Source organism: Streptomyces achromogenes (genome assembly GCF_030816715.1).
GTDB lineage: Bacteria > Actinomycetota > Actinomycetes > Streptomycetales > Streptomycetaceae > Streptomyces > Streptomyces achromogenes_A.
In genome coordinates, this window is the sequence record NZ_JAUSYH010000001.1 from 1,772,288 (window position 1) to 1,787,940 (window position 15,653).

General features: G+C 70.8%; 16 protein-coding genes. 1 reads left to right on the plus strand and 15 read right to left on the minus strand.

All coding sequences use genetic code 11. The features are described from left to right. Positions 1–95 precede the first annotated feature (95 nt). On the minus strand, positions 96–680 hold the full coding sequence (pyrR, locus tag QF032_RS08000; RefSeq protein WP_306953951.1) for a bifunctional pyr operon transcriptional regulator/uracil phosphoribosyltransferase PyrR: 585 nt from the start codon (positions 678–680) through the stop codon (positions 96–98). 240 nt (positions 681–920) lie between these two features. On the opposite strand from pyrR, the gene bldD reads away from it, so the two are divergent. Next, a complete protein-coding gene (bldD, locus tag QF032_RS08005) occupies positions 921–1,421 on the plus strand; it encodes a transcriptional regulator BldD (protein WP_107444999.1) in 501 nt (166 codons plus the stop codon). Between the two features lie 228 nt (positions 1,422–1,649). On the opposite strand, the gene nusB is transcribed toward bldD, so the two are convergent. The 14 genes from nusB to rpsD form a co-directional block, all read right to left on the minus strand. Continuing rightward, positions 1,650–2,084, minus strand: a complete 435-nt coding sequence (gene nusB, locus QF032_RS08010) for a transcription antitermination factor NusB (RefSeq protein ID WP_307041141.1) — start codon at positions 2,082–2,084, stop codon at positions 1,650–1,652. Positions 2,085–2,086: 2 nt separating this feature from the next. Beyond that, complete coding sequence (gene efp, locus QF032_RS08015; RefSeq protein WP_020117452.1) at positions 2,087–2,653, minus strand: elongation factor P; 567 nt, start codon at positions 2,651–2,653, stop codon at positions 2,087–2,089. 46 nt (positions 2,654–2,699) lie between these two features. Then, a complete protein-coding gene (locus QF032_RS08020; protein WP_306953945.1) occupies positions 2,700–3,806 on the minus strand; it encodes an aminopeptidase P family protein in 1,107 nt (368 codons plus the stop codon). A 90-nt stretch (positions 3,807–3,896) separates the two neighbouring features. Beyond that, positions 3,897–4,796: a Pro-rich N-terminal domain-containing protein gene (locus tag QF032_RS08025; RefSeq protein ID WP_307041144.1), complete on the minus strand. Its 900-nt coding sequence runs from the start codon at positions 4,794–4,796 to the stop codon at positions 3,897–3,899. 222 nt (positions 4,797–5,018) lie between these two features. After that, positions 5,019–6,113 carry a 3-dehydroquinate synthase gene (gene aroB, locus QF032_RS08030; protein ID WP_307041146.1) on the minus strand — a complete coding sequence of 365 codons (1,095 nt, stop codon included), beginning with the start codon at positions 6,111–6,113 and terminating at the stop codon, positions 5,019–5,021. Continuing rightward, positions 6,110–6,625 (minus strand): shikimate kinase, encoded by a 516-nt coding sequence (locus QF032_RS08035; RefSeq protein WP_307041147.1) that lies wholly within the window; start codon positions 6,623–6,625, stop codon positions 6,110–6,112. Before QF032_RS08035 ends, aroB begins: the two co-directional genes overlap by 4 nt. After that, positions 6,622–7,806, minus strand: coding sequence for a chorismate synthase (gene aroC, locus QF032_RS08040; protein WP_306953937.1), 1,185 nt, complete (start codon positions 7,804–7,806; stop codon positions 6,622–6,624). Before aroC ends, QF032_RS08035 begins: the two co-directional genes overlap by 4 nt. A gap of 265 nt (positions 7,807–8,071) precedes the next feature. After that, positions 8,072–8,923 (minus strand): shikimate dehydrogenase, encoded by an 852-nt coding sequence (locus QF032_RS08045; RefSeq protein WP_307041149.1) that lies wholly within the window; start codon positions 8,921–8,923, stop codon positions 8,072–8,074. Then, complete coding sequence (mltG, locus tag QF032_RS08050) at positions 8,904–10,712, minus strand: endolytic transglycosylase MltG (protein WP_307041151.1); 1,809 nt, start codon at positions 10,710–10,712, stop codon at positions 8,904–8,906. Before mltG ends, QF032_RS08045 begins: the two co-directional genes overlap by 20 nt. A 123-nt stretch (positions 10,713–10,835) precedes the next feature. Next, the gene (gene ruvX / locus QF032_RS08055; RefSeq protein ID WP_307049977.1) at positions 10,836–11,300 is read right to left on the minus strand and encodes a Holliday junction resolvase RuvX; all 465 of its coding nucleotides are present in this window, start codon (positions 11,298–11,300) and stop codon (positions 10,836–10,838) included. Positions 11,301–11,308: 8 nt separating this feature from the next. After that, positions 11,309–13,981: an alanine--tRNA ligase gene (alaS, locus tag QF032_RS08060; RefSeq protein ID WP_307055564.1), complete on the minus strand. Its 2,673-nt coding sequence runs from the start codon at positions 13,979–13,981 to the stop codon at positions 11,309–11,311. Then, positions 13,981–14,361: a hypothetical protein gene (locus QF032_RS08065; protein WP_307041153.1), complete on the minus strand. Its 381-nt coding sequence runs from the start codon at positions 14,359–14,361 to the stop codon at positions 13,981–13,983. Before QF032_RS08065 ends, alaS begins: the two co-directional genes overlap by 1 nt. 8 nt (positions 14,362–14,369) lie before the next feature. Beyond that, on the minus strand, positions 14,370–14,810 hold the full coding sequence (locus QF032_RS08070; RefSeq protein ID WP_306953927.1) for a DUF948 domain-containing protein: 441 nt from the start codon (positions 14,808–14,810) through the stop codon (positions 14,370–14,372). A gap of 185 nt (positions 14,811–14,995) precedes the next feature. Further along, on the minus strand, positions 14,996–15,610 hold the full coding sequence (gene rpsD / locus QF032_RS08075) for a 30S ribosomal protein S4 (protein ID WP_007491489.1): 615 nt from the start codon (positions 15,608–15,610) through the stop codon (positions 14,996–14,998). Positions 15,611–15,653 lie beyond the last annotated feature (43 nt).

Here is a 15,653-nt window from a genome sequence, read left to right on the forward strand (position 1 = left end):
CAGGCTCCGTAAGGCAGTTCAGACATGTGGGAGATCACGGGCGTGCAGGGGGCACGGCTGCGCGACGCGCGGCCACGGGCCGCACGCGCGCGTGCCTACTGCTGGGCGGTCTGCTTCACACCGAGCAGCACGGTGTCGCGACCGTCCTCCTCGGCGAGCTGGACCTTGACCGTCTCCCGCAACGACGTGGGGAGGTTCTTGCCGACGTAGTCGGCGCGGATGGGCAGTTCCCGGTGGCCGCGGTCGACGAGGACCGCGAGCTGGACCGCGCGGGGGCGCCCGAGGTCGTTCAGGGCGTCGAGGGCGGCGCGGATGGTACGACCGGAGAAGAGCACGTCGTCGACGAGGACGACCAGCCTGCCGTCCAGGCCGTCGCCGGGGATCTCGGTGCGGGCCAGCGCACGCGGCGGGTGCATGCGCAGGTCGTCGCGGTACATGGTGATGTCGAGGGAGCCGACCGGAACCTTGCGGTCGGTGATCTGCTCGAGCTTGTCGGCTAGCCGCCGGGCGAGGAAGACGCCGCGGGTCGGGATGCCGAGCAGCACCACGTCGTCGGCGCCCTTGGCGCGTTCGACGATCTCGTGGGCGATGCGGGTCAGCACACGCGCGATGTCGGGGCCCTCGAGTACGGGCCGGGCATCGGCTTGCCGGGGATCCTGCTGGGTGTCCTGCTTGTCCATAAGAAACGGACCTCCTTCTCCGCCTCACGGGACGGACCTTAAAGGACGTCGGATTTGCGCCATCCACGCTACCAGGCCCGAGGGGCGCCCCTGATCACCCCCTTGGCTCAATCGGCCATCGATACCACGGAAGAGTCGGTGTGGACCATTCGGCTTGACGCAGAAGAATCACGCTGCGTAACCTCACAGTGAGTTACCAGCACGCGGCTCGTGCCGCGTCGACCCATTGCCGGGAGCTATATGTCCAGCGAATACGCCAAGCAGCTCGGGGCCAAGCTCCGGGCCATCCGCACCCAGCAGGGCCTTTCCCTCCACGGTGTCGAGGAGAAGTCCCAGGGACGCTGGAAGGCGGTCGTGGTCGGTTCGTACGAGCGCGGCGACCGTGCCGTGACCGTGCAGCGTCTTGCCGAGCTGGCGGATTTCTACGGCGTTCCCGTGCAGGAACTGCTGCCGGGCACCACGCCGGGCGGGGCGGCCGAGCCCCCGCCGAAGCTGGTCCTGGACCTGGAGCGGCTGGCCCACGTGCCGGTCGAGAAGGCCGGTCCGCTGCAGCGGTACGCGGCCACGATCCAGTCCCAGCGCGGCGACTACAACGGCAAGGTGCTGTCGATCCGCCAGGACGACCTGCGCACCCTCGCCGTCATCTACGACCAGTCGCCCTCGGTCCTCACCGAGCAGCTGATCAACTGGGGCGTGCTGGACGCGGACGCGCGGCGCGCGGTCGCCCACGAGGAGGGCTGAGGCCCAGCGGGCCCGCAGAGCTCTGCAGAAACGTGCCGCCGGGGTGGCCGGAACCTGATGGTTCCGGCCACCCCGGCCTGCTTCGTACGACGCCGGAGGGCCCACAGCCTGCGCTGTGGGCCCTCCGGCGTGTCCGCGCCCCCGCGAGGGCGCGGAAAGGCCGCGCGGGCAGCCACAGGCGGCCCGCAGGCCCCCGTGGGCCCGCGGTTCGCCGGTTTTCCCGTGGACCTACTCGCCGGTCCGGCGCAGCGACGGCTTGAGCTCCTTCAGTCTGCCGAGCAGACCGTTGACGAACGAGGGCGACTCGTCCGTGGAGAACTCCTTCGCCAGCTGCACCATCTCGTCGAGGACGACCGCGTCCGGGGTCTCGTCGGCCCAGATGAGCTCGTAGGCGCCGAGACGCAGGAGGTTGCGGTCGACGACCGGCATCCGGTCGAGCGTCCAGCCGACCGCGTACTGGGCGATCAGCTCGTCGATGCGCCGCGCGTGCTCCGCGTAGCCCTCGACCAGCTGCATGGTGTACTCGCTGACCGGCGGCTGCCGGGTGTCGGCCCGGGAGAGCCGGATCCAGTCCGCGAGGACCGTCAGGACGTCGACTCCGCGCTGGTCGCCCTCGAAGAGGATCTGGAAGGCGCGCTTGCGGGCCGTGTTGCGGGCAGCCACGGTTAGCTGTTCACCCGGCCGAGGTAGTCGCTGGTGCGGGTGTCGACCTTGATCTTCTCACCGGTGGTGATGAAGAGCGGGACCTGGATCTGGTGACCGGTCTCCAGGGTGGCGGGCTTGGTGCCGCCGGTGGAGCGGTCGCCCTGCAGGCCCGGCTCGGTCTCCTGCACCACGAGCTCGACGGCGGCCGGCAGCTCCACGAAGAGCACCTCGCCCTCGTGCTGCGCGACGGTGGCCGTGAAGCCCTCGATCAGGAAGTTGGCCGCGTCTCCGACGGCCTTGCGGTCGACCATGAGCTGGTCGTAGGTCTCCATGTCCATGAAGACGAAGTACTCGCCGTCCATGTACGAGAACTGCATGTCGCGCTTGTCGACAGTGGCGGTCTCGACCTTGACGCCGGCGTTGAACGTCTTGTCGACGACCTTGCCGGAAAGCACGTTCTTGAGCTTGGTGCGCACGAATGCGGGGCCCTTGCCGGGCTTGACGTGCTGGAACTCGACGACGGACCAGAGCTGCCCGCCTTCCAGCTTGAGCACCAGGCCATTCTTGAGGTCGTTCGTGGAAGCCACGGTTGCGGAATCTCCTGGACTGACGACGACCCCGGGGCACGCACTCCTACAGCGCGAGCAGCTCCTTGGTCGTGATGGTGAGTAGCTCGGGTCCGCCGTCCGCCTCGGGGCGTACGACGAGCGTGTCATCGATCCGGACGCCGCCCCGGCCCGGGAGGTGTACCCCGGGTTCGACGGTGACCGGCACGCAAGCGTCCAGTTTACCCATGGCCGCGGGGGTCAACTGCGGGTCCTCTTCGATTTCCAGTCCGACGCCGTGTCCGGTGAGCGCCGGAAGGCCGTCGGCGTACCCCGCGGAGTCCAGGATCTGGCGTGCCGCCCGGTCCACGTCACGGCAGGCGACGCCGGGTGCCAGGGACTCTCGTCCGGCCCGCTGAGCGGCGAAGACGAGGTCGTACAGCTCGATCTGCCAGTCGGCGGGGGACGTGCCGATCACGAAGGTGCGGCCGATCTCGCAGCGGTACCCGCGGTAGGCCGCGCCCAGGCAGACGGAGAGGAAGTCACCCTCCTCGACGCGCCGGTCGGTGGGCCGGTGGCCGCGGCGGCCGGAGTTCGGTCCGGTGCCGACGGAGGTGGTGAAGGCCGGGCCGTCGGCTCCGTGGTCGACGAGGCGCCGTTCCAGTTCGAGGGCGAGATGCCGCTCGGTGCGCCCGACCAGGATCGACTCCAGCAGCTCCCCCAGCGCCTGGTCGGCGATCTCGGCGCCGATCCGCAGACAGGAGATCTCCTCCTCGTCCTTCACCACTCTGAGCTGTTCGACCGCGCAGCCCAGGTCGGCGAGGCGCAGCCGGGGCGCCACGGAGCGGAGTTCGCGGTGGCGGACCATCGTCAGGTGATGTTCCTCGAGCGCCAGGGAGTCGCCGCCCTGGGCCGTGAGCAGGTCGGCGGCGGCCACCGCCGGATCCCCTCCGGCGTGGGGCAGGCTGTGGACCCGCAGGGACTCGTCCGGCCGGCCCTCGCCCGGGCGGTCCTCGGGCGGTCCGGAGCAGACGAGGAGATCCTCGCTCCGGCCGAGCAGCAGGACGGCGCCCCGCGGGGCGGCGCCCGCGAGATACCTCACGTTGGCCGGGCAGGAGACGAGCGCAGCCGTGCTTCCGGCCGCGTTGCAGCGCTCGCGCAGGCGGGTTCGGCGGGACGCGTAGACCTCTGACATGAGTCGAGCCTAGGAGCGCCGGCCGGATCACGCCGGTTGGAGAGGCGTTCGGGGGAAGGGGCGCCCCTCAGCGGCCCTCGGCCCGGTCCGCTACCACTGCGGGGGGCTGGCGATCGCCCGCGCCAGGACGTCGTCCAGGACCCTCGCCGTGGTGGGGACGTCCAGCTGGGAGTTGTCGATGATCGGGAGGCCGGAGCCGTACCAGCCGGCCATGCGGCCGTGGATCCGGGCCACCTCCTCGTCGGAGAGGCGGCGGTTGCCGGAGCGCTCGGCGTTGCGCTCCAGGACGACCTCCAGTCCGGGCAGCAGGACGACGGGCAGCAGGCCGGGGCCCACATGCCGTTTCCACCCTCCGAGGCCGACGGCCGGGCGGTCGGGGAAGATCGCGTCGTCCAGGATGCACGAGATGCCGTTGGCCAGGAAGTTGCGCGCGGCGAAGCCGCAGGTGCGGCGGGCAAGGCGGTACTGGGCCTCGGAGTGGTCGTTCCACCCGGACTGCGGGTCGGCGAAGCCCGAGCGCACCCATTCACGCACGTCGTCGAGGCTGACGTGCGCGGTCGGCGCCCGGCGGTGATCGGCCCAGAACTTCGCGACGCTGGTCTTGCCGGCGCCGGCCGGGCCGATCAGCAGCACCGCGAGGGTGGTCGCCGCCGGGTCGGGGACGATCGGGGCGGGCGGCGCGCTGGGCATGGGGACCGGGCCGCCCGGGGGCAGCGGCACATGCCCGGTGACGTCGGGTCCCGGCGGGGCGGGGGCGTGCTGCGGGGCCGGGGCGTGCTGCGGGGCCGGCGGGTGCGGCACGGGCGGCACCGGCGGCTGGGGAGCCGGCGGGACCGGGCCCGAGGGGACCCCGGCGTGACCCGGCTGCGGTGCGGGGGCGCTGCCCGGCTGGTGCGGGCCCGGGTGATGTGCGGCCGGCGGCCAGCCGGCGGCCGGACCGTGCCCCGGCTGGTGGGGCGGCGGCAGCGGAGAACCCACTGCGTGCTGCATCCGGTGCCACTCCGTCTCGTACAGGCGATGGGCGCTGGTCTTGGGGGCGCGGACCCCCCTGTTCTCACGACAGCCTAAAGGGCGTGGGAGGTGCCCTCGTCCGAACGGTATCGCCCCCGGCTGTCGTTCGGTGAACGGCCGGGGGCAGTCCGAAGTGCCCGGTGTGGACGGCGAATCGGGCGGAAGCGGATCCGGGCGGACCTGCCCGGCCGCCCGGCGGTCCTACTCGCCCACCTCGCCGTACGCGGCGAGCAGGACGGCCGGGTCGGGACCCTCGAGGACGGTGGGCCTGGCCAGTCCGTCCAGGACGATGAACCGCAGCAGGTCGCCGCGGGACTTCTTGTCGACCTTCATGGTCTCCAGCAGCTTGGGCCACTGGTCGTGGCGGTAGTGCAGCGGCAGACCCACCGACTCCAGCACGGTGCGGTGGCGGTCGGCCGTCGCGTCGTCCAGCCGGCCGGCGAGGCGGCCCAGTTCCGCGGCGAAGTGCATGCCGACGGAGACCGCCGCGCCGTGCCGCCACTTGTAGCGCTCGTTCTTCTCGATGGCGTGCGCGAGGGTGTGGCCGTAGTTCAGGATCTCCCGCAGGCCCGACTCCTTCAGGTCCGAAGACACCACGTCCGCCTTGACCCTGATGGAGCGTTCGATGAGCTCCGCGGTGTGCGGGCCCGCCGGAGTGCGCGCCGCCTCGGGGTCGGACTCGATCAGCTCGAGGATCACCGGGTCGGCGATGAATCCGGCCTTGATGATCTCGGCGAGCCCGGAGACGTAGTCGTTGACCGGGAGGGAGTCCAGCGCCGCCAGGTCGCACAGCACCCCGGCCGGCGGGTGGAAGGAGCCGACGAGGTTCTTGCCCTCGGCGGTGTTGATGCCGGTCTTGCCGCCGACGGCCGCGTCGACCATGGCGAGCACGGTCGTCGGGACGGCGATCCAGCGCACCCCGCGCAGCCAGGTCGCTGCGACGAACCCGGCGAGGTCGGTGGTCGAACCGCCGCCGACGCCCACCACGACGTCCGAGCGGGTGAAGCCGGACTGGCCGAGCGCCTTCCAGCAGTAGGCGGCGACCTCGGCGGTCTTGGCCTCCTCCGCGTTCGGCACCTGGATGGCGACGGCCTCGTACCCCTGCCCGGCGAGATCGGCGCGGAGCGCGTCGCCTGTCTCGGCCAGCGCCTCGGGGTGGATCACCGCGACCCTCTTGACCCGGTCGCCGATCAGCCCGGCGAGCTCACCCAGCAGGGCGCGGCCGATCAGGACCTCGTACGGATCGGTGCCCGCGCTGCCGCCGACCTGGATCCGGGTCACTGACTCGCTGCTCATGCTTCCTTCAACTCCAAAGCGTCCAGGGCGATCTGTCCGACCTCTTCGGGCGTACGGCCGTCCGTCGCGACCACCACCGTGGCCACGCTCTCGTAGAGGGGACGGCGGGCGTCCATCAGCTCGCGCCACTGCTTGCGCGGGTTGACGGCGAGCAGCGGGCGGGCCACGCCCAGACCGGTGCGCCTGACCGCTTCCTCGACGTCCATGGCCAGGTAGACCACGCGCCGCCCGGCCAGCAGGCCGCGGGTGTCGGCGTCCAGGATCGCGCCGCCGCCGAGCGCCAGGACGCCGTCGTGCTCGCCGAGCGCGCGCCGCACGGCCCGCTTCTCGATCGCGCGGAACGCCTCCTCGCCGTCGTCGACGAAGATCTCCGCGATGCTGCGGTCCTGCTCGGCGACGATGTCGTCGTCGGTGTCCCGGTAGCCGACATCGAGCCGTTCGGCGAGCAGCTGCCCGACGGTGGACTTGCCGACGCCCATGGGACCGACCAGGACGACCAGCGGCCCGCTCATCGGATGTGCAGGTTGTCGAGGTACGACCGCACGTTGCGGCGGGTCTCGGGGACGCTGTCGCCGCCGAACTTCTCCGCCACCGCGTCCGCCAGCACCAGCGCGACCATCGCCTCGGCGACGATCCCGGCGGCCGGGACCGCGCACACGTCGGAGCGCTGGTGGTGCGCCTGCGTCGCCTCGCCCGTGGCGACGTCCACCGTCTGCAGGGCCCGCGGCACGGTCGCGATCGGCTTCATCGCCGCGCGCACGCGCAGCAGCTCGCCGGTGGTCAGGCCGCCCTCGGTGCCGCCGGAACGGCCGGAGGCGCGCCTGATCCCCTCGCCGGTGGCGAGGATCTCGTCGTGCGCCTTCGAGCCGGGCACGCGCGCGAGGTCGAAGCCGTCACCGACCTCGACGCCCTTGATCGCCTGAATGCCCATCAGCGCGGCGGCCAGGCGGGCGTCCAGCCGGCGGTCCCAGTGCACGTGCGAACCGAGGCCGACCGGGACGTCGTACGCCAGCACCTCGACGACGCCGCCGAGGGTGTCGCCGTCCTTGTGGGCCTGGTCGATCTCCGCGACCATCGCCTTCGAGGCGTCCGCGTCGAGGCAGCGCACCGGGTCCGCGTCCAGCTTCTCGACGTCGGCGGGGGTCGGGTACACGCCGTAGGGCGCCTTCGCGGCGGCCAGCTCGACGACGTGGCTGACGATCTCGATTCCGGCCGTCTCCTTGAGGTACGACCGGGCCACCGCGCCGAGCGCGACCCGGGCGGCCGTCTCCCGCGCGGAGGCGCGCTCCAGGATCGGCCGGGCCTCGTCGAAGCCGTACTTCTGCATCCCGGCGAGGTCGGCGTGGCCGGGGCGCGGCCGGGTGAGCGGGGCGTTGCGGGCGAGGCCGGCCAGCACCTCCGGGTCGACCGGGTCGGCGGCCATCACCTGCTCCCACTTCGGCCACTCCGTGTTGCCCACCATGACGGCCACCGGGGAGCCCATGGTCAGGCCGTGCCGGACACCGCCGAGGAAGGTGACCTCGTCGCGCTCGAACTTCATCCGCGCACCGCGCCCATAGCCGAGCCGCCGCCGCGCGAGGTGGTCGGCGACCATCTCCGTGGTGATCGGCACGCCGGCGGGAAGGCCCTCCAGCGTCGCGACAAGTGCGGGACCGTGGGACTCCCCCGCGGTCAGCCAACGCAGCCTGCTCAACGATGCTCCTCAGTGCTCGCGCCCTGGTACTGCTCTGCGCACGCGCGTCCGTCGCGTACGTCGTCGGCGTGACCGGGTGCGCGGCCCTGGCCCGCCGTCTTCGATCCTCCCACGTCCGGGGGGCGAACCCGGCCGTCGGTCCACCAACCGGACGGACGGCGGCACGGCGGCCGGGCGCGCTCCGGGCAGGACGCCGGGCTGCGTCGGCACGCGGCCTGCCGCTGGGGCGTCACCGGCACGGACCCGCGTGGGCCGGCCGAGCCGGTCAGGGCGAGCGCCGCCGGGCGCTCAGCGCGTGTTCACCGGCCGTGCGCATGGCCTCGACGGGCGCCGGGACCCGGCCGGTCATCTGCTCCACCTGGAGCACGGCCTGGTGCACGAGCAGGTCGAGGCCGCTGACGACGGCACCGCCGAACATGGACCAGCGGGCGGCCAGCTCGGTCGGCCACGGGTCGTAGAGCACGTCGAAGAGGGTGGCCGGGCGTTCGGGCACCGAGGCCGCCAGGGCGTCGGTGGCCCCGGCCGGAGTGGTCGCGACGACCAGCGGGAAGCGCAGGGCGTCGGCGGCGTCCGCCCAGTCGGCGATCCGGACCTCGACGTCGAGCCGCTCACCCCACTGCCGCATCTCGGCGGCGCGGGCCTCGCTGCGGACGTAGGCGACGATCTCGCCGGTGCAGACCCGGGTCAGGGCGGCCAGGGCGGAGGACGCGGTGGCGCCCGCGCCGAGGATCGCGGCCGAGTCGGCCTGCTCGACGCCGCGCTCGCGCAGCGCGGCGACCATGCCGGGGATGTCGGTGTTGTCGCCGACCCGGCGGCCGTCCTCCGTGAGGACGAGCGTGTTGACCGCCTCGACGGAGGCCGCCGTCTCGGTGATCTCGTCGAGCAGCGGGATGACCGCGCGCTTCAGCGGCATGGTCAGCGAGAGTCCGGCCCACTCGGCGCCGAGTGCGTCGACGAAGGCGGGCAGGGCCTCCTCGTCGACGTCGAAGCGGTCGTACGTCCAGCCGGTCAGCTCCAGCGCCTCGTACGCGGCGCGGTGCAGCGCCGGGGAGAGGGAGTGGGCGATGGGGCTGCCGAGTACCGCGGCCCGGCGGGCGTCAGTTGCCCGTTCTCGCATTGAACTTGTCCTTGAGTTTCTGGAATTCTTCATGCGTCTTGGCGAATTCGGTCTTGCTCACGCCATCGGTCGCCACGAAGTAATACCAGCCGTCGGCGGTCGGATTCAGCGTCGCCTTGATCGCGACCTCGCCGGGATTCCCGATCGGACCGGGCGGCAGACCCTTGTTGGTGTAAGTGTTGTAGGGATCCTTGTTCTTGGTGATCTCCGACTCGCTGATATTGATCTTGCTTTCGCTCTTCAGATAGTTGAAGGTCGAGTCGAACTGAAGGAAACCGTACGTCTGGCGATTCGCACGGTCGAGGCGGTTGTAGACCACCTCCGCCATCTTGCGGTAGTCGTCGACGGTCTTGCCCTCGGCCTGGACGAGGCTCGCGACCGTGACGACCTGGAGCGGACTGTCCAGCTTGAGCTCTCTGGCCTTCGCCTCCAGACCGTACTTCTCGTACGCCTCGCCGGCGCGGGCGACCATCTCCTTCAGCACCACCTGCGGCTTCATGCCTTCGGCTGCGGGATAGGTGCCCGGGAAGAGAAAGCCCTCCAGCGGGTCCTTGATGTCGCTGTCCGAGTTCGCCCACTTGGGCAGTCCGAGGGTCTTGTACTCCTTCTCGGCGACCTTCTTGGTGCTCCCGGAGGACAAGCCGAGTTTCTTGTCGATGACGTTGTAGACCTCGGCATTTCGCTGCCCGGGTTTGACCAGCACGTTGGCCTGGCTGTCCCCGTCGAGCATCATCGCGACGGCGCTCTTCGCCGACATCTCCTTCTTCAGGATGTACACGCCCGCCTGGATCTTCGCCCCGTCGGGGTTGTTGGTCACCGCCGAGACGAAGGCATCGACGCTCTTGACCACGCCGGCGTCCTTCAGCAGGCGGCCGATGGCCGCACCACCGGAGCCCTTGGGCACCTCGATGCTCACACTCTGACCCGTGCCCGCACCCGCGAAGTCCGGGGCCGCGCTGTAACGATTCTGGTAGAAGTGGTAACCGAGGTAGCCCACGCCGGCGAGACCACCGGTGAACACCAGGACGACGACCAGACAGGCGACGCCGTTACGGCTCTTCTTGCCCTTGGCCCCTTTGGACCCCTTGTCGCCCTTGCCGCCGCGTCCCCGCCGGTCGCCGCGCCCCTCCGGTGCGTCGCCGTCGTCCTCGTCCTCGTCGTCCCGGCCCGCGCCACCCGCGAAGAAGGCGTGCTCGCCCTGGTCGGGACCGGGATCCCAGTCGGTCTTCTGCCCGGGCTCAGGTCCCGGCGCGGCCGCCGCCTCCGGTTCGGGCTCCGGCGCCGCCTGCCGCCGGTTGGGCGGCTCCGGCGGCGGATACGCGTCCGGGGTGCCGTAGAGGTCGGGCTGCTGGGCGCCGTAGGCAGCGGCCTGCTGACCATAGGGATCGCCGGGATCGGCCGCGTACGGGACGTGGGCGTGGGTGCCCGTGCCGTCCCAGCCGCCCTCCTGGTACCCCTCGTGGTAGGGCTGCTGGTTCTGGGGGGCGTACTGCTGCTGGTCCTGCTGGGCGTACTGCTGCTGGTCCTGACCCGTGTACTGCTGCTGGCCGTAGCCCTGGTACTGCGGGTCGTACTGCTGCGCCTGTCCCTGACTCCAGTCGCCGTACCCCTGCTGCTGCGGCTGCTGACCCTGTGGCTGCTGACCCTGCGGGTAGTGGTGCTGCTGCTGGCCGCCGTAGGCAGGCTGATGACCCGGCTGGGCCTGCTGCCCTTCCCATCCGCCGTCCCCGTACAACGGGTCCTCCGGATGCCACGGTTCGGAGCCGGAGCCCCGGCCATACTCAGTCATCGATCCCCTAGAGCCGCGAGGCGGTGGACACGAAGCCTTCGCGAGCCCGTCACCGTTCCGCCTCTCTCTGTGCGGTGACTGTTCGAACAGTCCCGCATCGCGCGGAACGTTACCGTACCGCGATCAGATGACCACTTCGACGCCCTCGCCCGGTGCTTTACCTGACACCCGTTCGGATTCCAGCGCCTGCTGAAGGATAATCACAGCGGCTGCCTGGTCGATGACCGATCTGCCCTTCTTCGACTTCACCCCCGATGCCCGCAGTCCCTGACTGGCCGTCACGGTCGTCATCCGCTCGTCCACCAGACGTACGGATACGGGCGCGATTTTGTTCGCCAGTTCCTGTGCGAAACCGCGCACCTTGACCGCGGCCGGGCCCTCGCCCCCCTTGAGGGAGCGAGGAAGACCCACCACGACTTCGATCGGCTCGTACTCCTCGACCAGTTGTCCCAGCCGCCGGTAGGCCGCCGGCAGGTCCCGGCCGGGGACCGTCTCCACCGGAGTGGCGAGGATCCCGTCGGGGTCGCACGAGGCGACCCCGATCCGGGCGTCCCCGACGTCGATCGCGAGTCGACGGCCCTTGCGCATGGGAGCGCTCACTTGGCCGTTTCCGCCACGAGCCGCTCGACGGCGTCGACGGCGTCCCCGACCGCGGCCGGGTTCTGGCCGCCGCCCTGGGCCACGTCGGGCTTGCCGCCACCGCCGCCGCCGAGGGTCTTGGCGGCCGTGCGGACCAGCTCACCGGCCTTGAGCCCGCGCTCACGGGCGGCCTCGTTGGTGGCGATGACGGTCAGCGGCTTACCGTTGTTGACCGTGAACAGGGCGACCACGGCGGCCCGTCCGCCCTGGATGCGGCCGCGCACGTCGAGGACCAGCCTGCGCAGGTCGTCCGGCGTGGTGCCGTCCGGGACCTGGCCGGTGACCACGGCGATCCCACGGACGTCCTTGGCGGACTCCACGAGACCGGCGGCGGCCTGGAGGACCTTCTCGGCGCGGAACTTCTCGATCTCCTTCTCGGCGTCCTTCAGCTTGCCGAGCATGGCGGAGACCTTCTCCGGGAGCTCCTCCGAACGGCCCTTGATCAGCTCCTGGAGCTGGGCGACGACCGTGTGCTCACGGGCCAGGAAGTTGTAGGCGTCGACGCCGACCAGGGCCTCGATGCGGCGCACGCCCGAGCCGATCGACGACTCGCCGAGCAGCTTCACCAGACCCAGCTGGGCGGTGTTGTGCACGTGCGTGCCGCCGCACAGCTCCTTGGAGAAGTCGCCGATGGTCACGACCCGGACGCGCTCGCCGTACTTCTCGCCGAACTCGGCGATGGCGCCCTGCTTCTTGGCCTCGTCGATGCCCATGACCTCGGCCTGGACGTCCAGATCGCGGGCGAGCACCTCGTTGATCTTCTGCTCGACGTCGGTCATCACGGCCGTCGGAACGGCGGACGGGGAGCCGAAGTCGAAGCGGAAACGGCCGGGCTGGTTCTCGGAACCGGCCTGGGCGGCCGTCGGGCCGAGGGCGTCGCGCAGCGCCTGGTGGGTGAGGTGGGTGGCCGAGTGGGCGCGGGCGATGGCCGTACGGCGGCGGCCGTCGATCGAGGCGTGGGCCTTGGCTCCGACCGTCACCTCGCCGAACTGGACGACGCCCTTGTGCACGTACACGCCGGGGACCGGCTTCTGGGTGTCGCGGATCTCGACGACGGCGCCGGTGTCGACCTTGATCCGGCCGGTGTCGCCGATCTGGCCGCCGCCCTCGGCGTAGAACGGGGTGCGGTCGAGGACGATCTCGACCTCGTCGCCCTCGGTGGCGGCCGGGGAGGAGGCGCCGTCGACGAGGATGCCGACGATGGTGGACTCGCCCTCGGTGTCGGCGTACCCGATGAAGTCGGTCTCGCCGGCCTTGTCGGCGATCTCGCGGTAGGCGCCCACGCCGGCGTGCCCGGTCTTCTTGGCCTGGGCGTCGGCCTTGGCCTTGTCCCGCTGTTCCTTCATCAGGCGGCGGAAGCCGTCCTCGTCCACGGACAGCCCCTGCTCGGCGGCCATCTCCAGGGTGAGGTCGATCGGGAAGCCCCACGTGTCGTGGAGCAGGAAGGCCTTGTCTCCGGCGAGGACCTGACCGCCGGCGGCCTTGGCCTCGGTGATGGCCGTGTCGAGGATGTTGGTGCCGGCCTTGAGCGTCTTGACGAAGGCGTTCTCCTCGGCGAGGGCGACCTTCTCGATGCGCTCGCGGTCGGTGACCAGCTCCGGGTACTGCTGGCCCATCATCTCGATGACCGTGTCGATGAGGTCCTTGACGACCAGGCCGGTGGCGCCGAGGAGGCGCATGTTGCGGATGGCGCGGCGCATGATGCGGCGCAGCACATAGCCGCGGCCCTCGTTGCCGGGGGTGACGCCGTCGCCGATGAGCATGACGGAGGTGCGCATGTGGTCGGTGACCACGCGCAGCGAGACGTCCGAGTCGTGGGCCTCGCCGTACGCGACGCCGGTCAGCTCGGTGGCCTTCTTGATGACGGCCATGGAGGTGTCGATCTCGTACATGTTCTGCACGCCCTGCAGAATCATGGCGAGGCGCTCCAGGCCGAGGCCCGTGTCGATGTTCTTGCTGGGCAGCTCGCCGAGGATCTCGAAGTTGTCCTTGCCGATGCCCTCCCCGCGCTCGTACTGCATGAAGACGAGGTTCCAGATCTCCACGTACCGCTCGTCGTTGACGGCGGGGCCGCCCTCGACGCCGAAGTCGGGGCCGCGGTCGTAGTTGATCTCGGAACACGGACCGCACGGGCCGGGGACGCCCATGGACCAGTAGTTGTCCTTCATGCCGAGGCGCTGGATGCGCTCCTTGGGCACACCGACGACCTCGTGCCAGATGCGCTCGGCCTCGTCGTCGTCCTGGTAGACCGTGATCCAGAGCTTCTCCGGCTCCAGGCCGTAACCGCCCTTGTCCTGGGGGCTGGTGAGCAGCTCCCAGGCGTACTTGATGGCGCCTTCCTTGAAGTAGTCGCCGAAGGAGAAGTTGCCGCACATCTGGAAGAACGTGCCGTGCCGGGTGGTCTTGCCGACCTCTTCGATGTCGGGCGTGCGCACGCACTTCTGCACGCTGGTGGCGCGCGCCCACGGCGGCTTCACCTCGCCGAGGAAGTACGGCTTGAACGGGACCATGCCGGCGGGGACCAGGAGCAGAGTCGGGTCGTCCGCGATGAGCGACGCCGAAGGGACGACGGTGTGCCCGCGCTCCTCGTAGAAGCTCAGCCAGCGGCGGCGGATCTCGGCCGACTCCATCAGTGGTCCTCATTCCGGTCGTTCGAGTACGTCGTGTCGTCGATGTACTTCGTGTTCTCGATGTACTGCGGGTTGTCGCGGTGCTGCGGGTGGGTGCGGTTCTCGATGGCGGGGTAGCGCCTGGGGGCGGGCAGTGCGGGGTCCTCGTGGATCCCGAGCGCCTCCCCCAGCTCCGCCTCCCGCCGGGCCATGTTGTCGCGGACGTCGAGCGCGAAATTCACCGCGCGGTCCTTGAGGCGTGCTCCCGTCTCGAGGGCCTTGTCGGCCGCGGTCGCGGCGAGACTCTCGGGGGTCAGCTGCCTCAGCTTGCGGTTGACCTTGGTGGTGGCCCAGACACCGGCGGCGACGCCCGTGCTGAACCAGAAGGTACGGCGGAACATCGCTGGTCTCAGTCCCTCTTTCCACGGGGTTTGCGCTTCTCCCGCCGGGAGACCGCGCGGCCCACGATGACGGTCCGCCGGGGCTCCCTCGCGGGCGCGTCGTCCTTGCGGCCGCCGAGGGCCCGGCGGACGCCGTAGCCGAACGCGGCGACCTTCACCAGGGGTCCGCCGAAGGTGGAGGCGACCGTGGTGGACAGCGCCGACGCGTTCGACGTGACCTCCTGGACATCGCTGGCGATCGCGTCGACCCGGTCGATCTGGGTCTGCGCGGAGCGCACGGCGGCGGAGGCGTCGGCCAGGAGCGGGACCGCCTGTTCGGTCACGTCCGCGACCAGCCGGGTGGTCGCCCTGAGCGTCTGGGCCAGCCTCGCCAGCGCGACGGCGAGGAAGGAGACCAGGATCGCCCAGAACACGGCCACCAGAATGCCGGCCACCTCTCCACCGGACACTGCGCACCCGCTCCCTCGGCCGACGAACACCTATCTCTGGAGGCGAGCCTATCGCGCCGCCACCGGCGTTCCGTACCGGATTAGGGGCGTGCAAAAGCCCGTCGCCCCGCCCGCCACGAAGGGCAGGGGGACGACGGGCCGGGTGCGGAAGTCCTGGGACCGCCGCGGGCCGATCCGGGCGGGGATCAGCGGGCGTAGTACTCGACGACGAGCTGCTCGTCGCAGATCACCGGGATCTCCTTGCGGTTCGGCTCACGGTCCAGGCGGAACGCCAGGGCCTTGAGGTTCACCTGGAGGTAGCGCGGGGTCTCGCCGTCGGGGGCGAAGCCGCCCTCACGGGCGATGGAGAAGAGGGTCTTCTCGCGGCTGCGCTCGCGGACCATCACGACGTCGTCGGGACGGACACGGAAGGAGGGCTTGTCGGTCTTCTGACCGTTGACCTCGATGTGGCCGTGCACGACCATCTGGCGGGCCTGGTAGATCGTGCGGGCGATGCCCGAACGCAGGACCAGCGCGTCGAGACGGCGCTCGAGCTCGATGATCAGGGCCTCACCGGTCTTGCCCTGGACCTTGGAGGCACGCTCGTAGGCGCGGACGAGCTGGCGCTCGGACACGTCGTACTGCGCACGCAGACGCTGCTTCTCGAGCAGACGGACCTTGTAGTCCGAGTTCTGCTTGCGGCCGCGGCCGTGCTCACCCGGCGGGTAGGGGCGGGCCTCGAAGTACTTGACGGCCTTCGGGGTCAGCGCGATGCCGAGGGCACGCGACTTCTTCACCTTGGGGCGGGACTGGTTCGCCACTGTCTCTCGTTTCCTGGTTTCGGCTTGTCAGGGTTGAGGGAGG

What these genes read in the sequence shown, in the direction of transcription:
- pyrR (WP_306953951.1), bottom strand. Translation starts at nt 680, where the DNA reads ATGGACAAGCAGGACACCCAGCAGGATCCCCGGCAAGCCGATGCCCGG.
- QF032_RS08065 (WP_307041153.1), bottom strand. Translation starts at nt 14,361, where the DNA reads ATGTTCCGCCGTACCTTCTGGTTCAGCACGGGCGTCGCCGCCGGTGTC.
- QF032_RS08045 (WP_307041149.1), bottom strand. Translation starts at nt 8,923, where the DNA reads ATGCGAGAACGGGCAACTGACGCCCGCCGGGCCGCGGTACTCGGCAGC.
- QF032_RS08035 (WP_307041147.1), bottom strand. Translation starts at nt 6,625, where the DNA reads ATGAGCGGGCCGCTGGTCGTCCTGGTCGGTCCCATGGGCGTCGGCAAG.
- QF032_RS08020 (WP_306953945.1), bottom strand. Translation starts at nt 3,806, where the DNA reads ATGTCAGAGGTCTACGCGTCCCGCCGAACCCGCCTGCGCGAGCGCTGC.
- QF032_RS08025 (WP_307041144.1), bottom strand. Translation starts at nt 4,796, where the DNA reads ATGCAGCACGCAGTGGGTTCTCCGCTGCCGCCGCCCCACCAGCCGGGG.
- ruvX (WP_307049977.1), bottom strand. Translation starts at nt 11,300, where the DNA reads ATGCGCAAGGGCCGTCGACTCGCGATCGACGTCGGGGACGCCCGGATC.
- bldD (WP_107444999.1), top strand. Translation starts at nt 921, where the DNA reads ATGTCCAGCGAATACGCCAAGCAGCTCGGGGCCAAGCTCCGGGCCATC.
- mltG (WP_307041151.1), bottom strand. Translation starts at nt 10,712, where the DNA reads ATGACTGAGTATGGCCGGGGCTCCGGCTCCGAACCGTGGCATCCGGAG.
- aroB (WP_307041146.1), bottom strand. Translation starts at nt 6,113, where the DNA reads ATGAGCAGCGAGTCAGTGACCCGGATCCAGGTCGGCGGCAGCGCGGGC.
- alaS (WP_307055564.1), bottom strand. Translation starts at nt 13,981, where the DNA reads ATGGAGTCGGCCGAGATCCGCCGCCGCTGGCTGAGCTTCTACGAGGAG.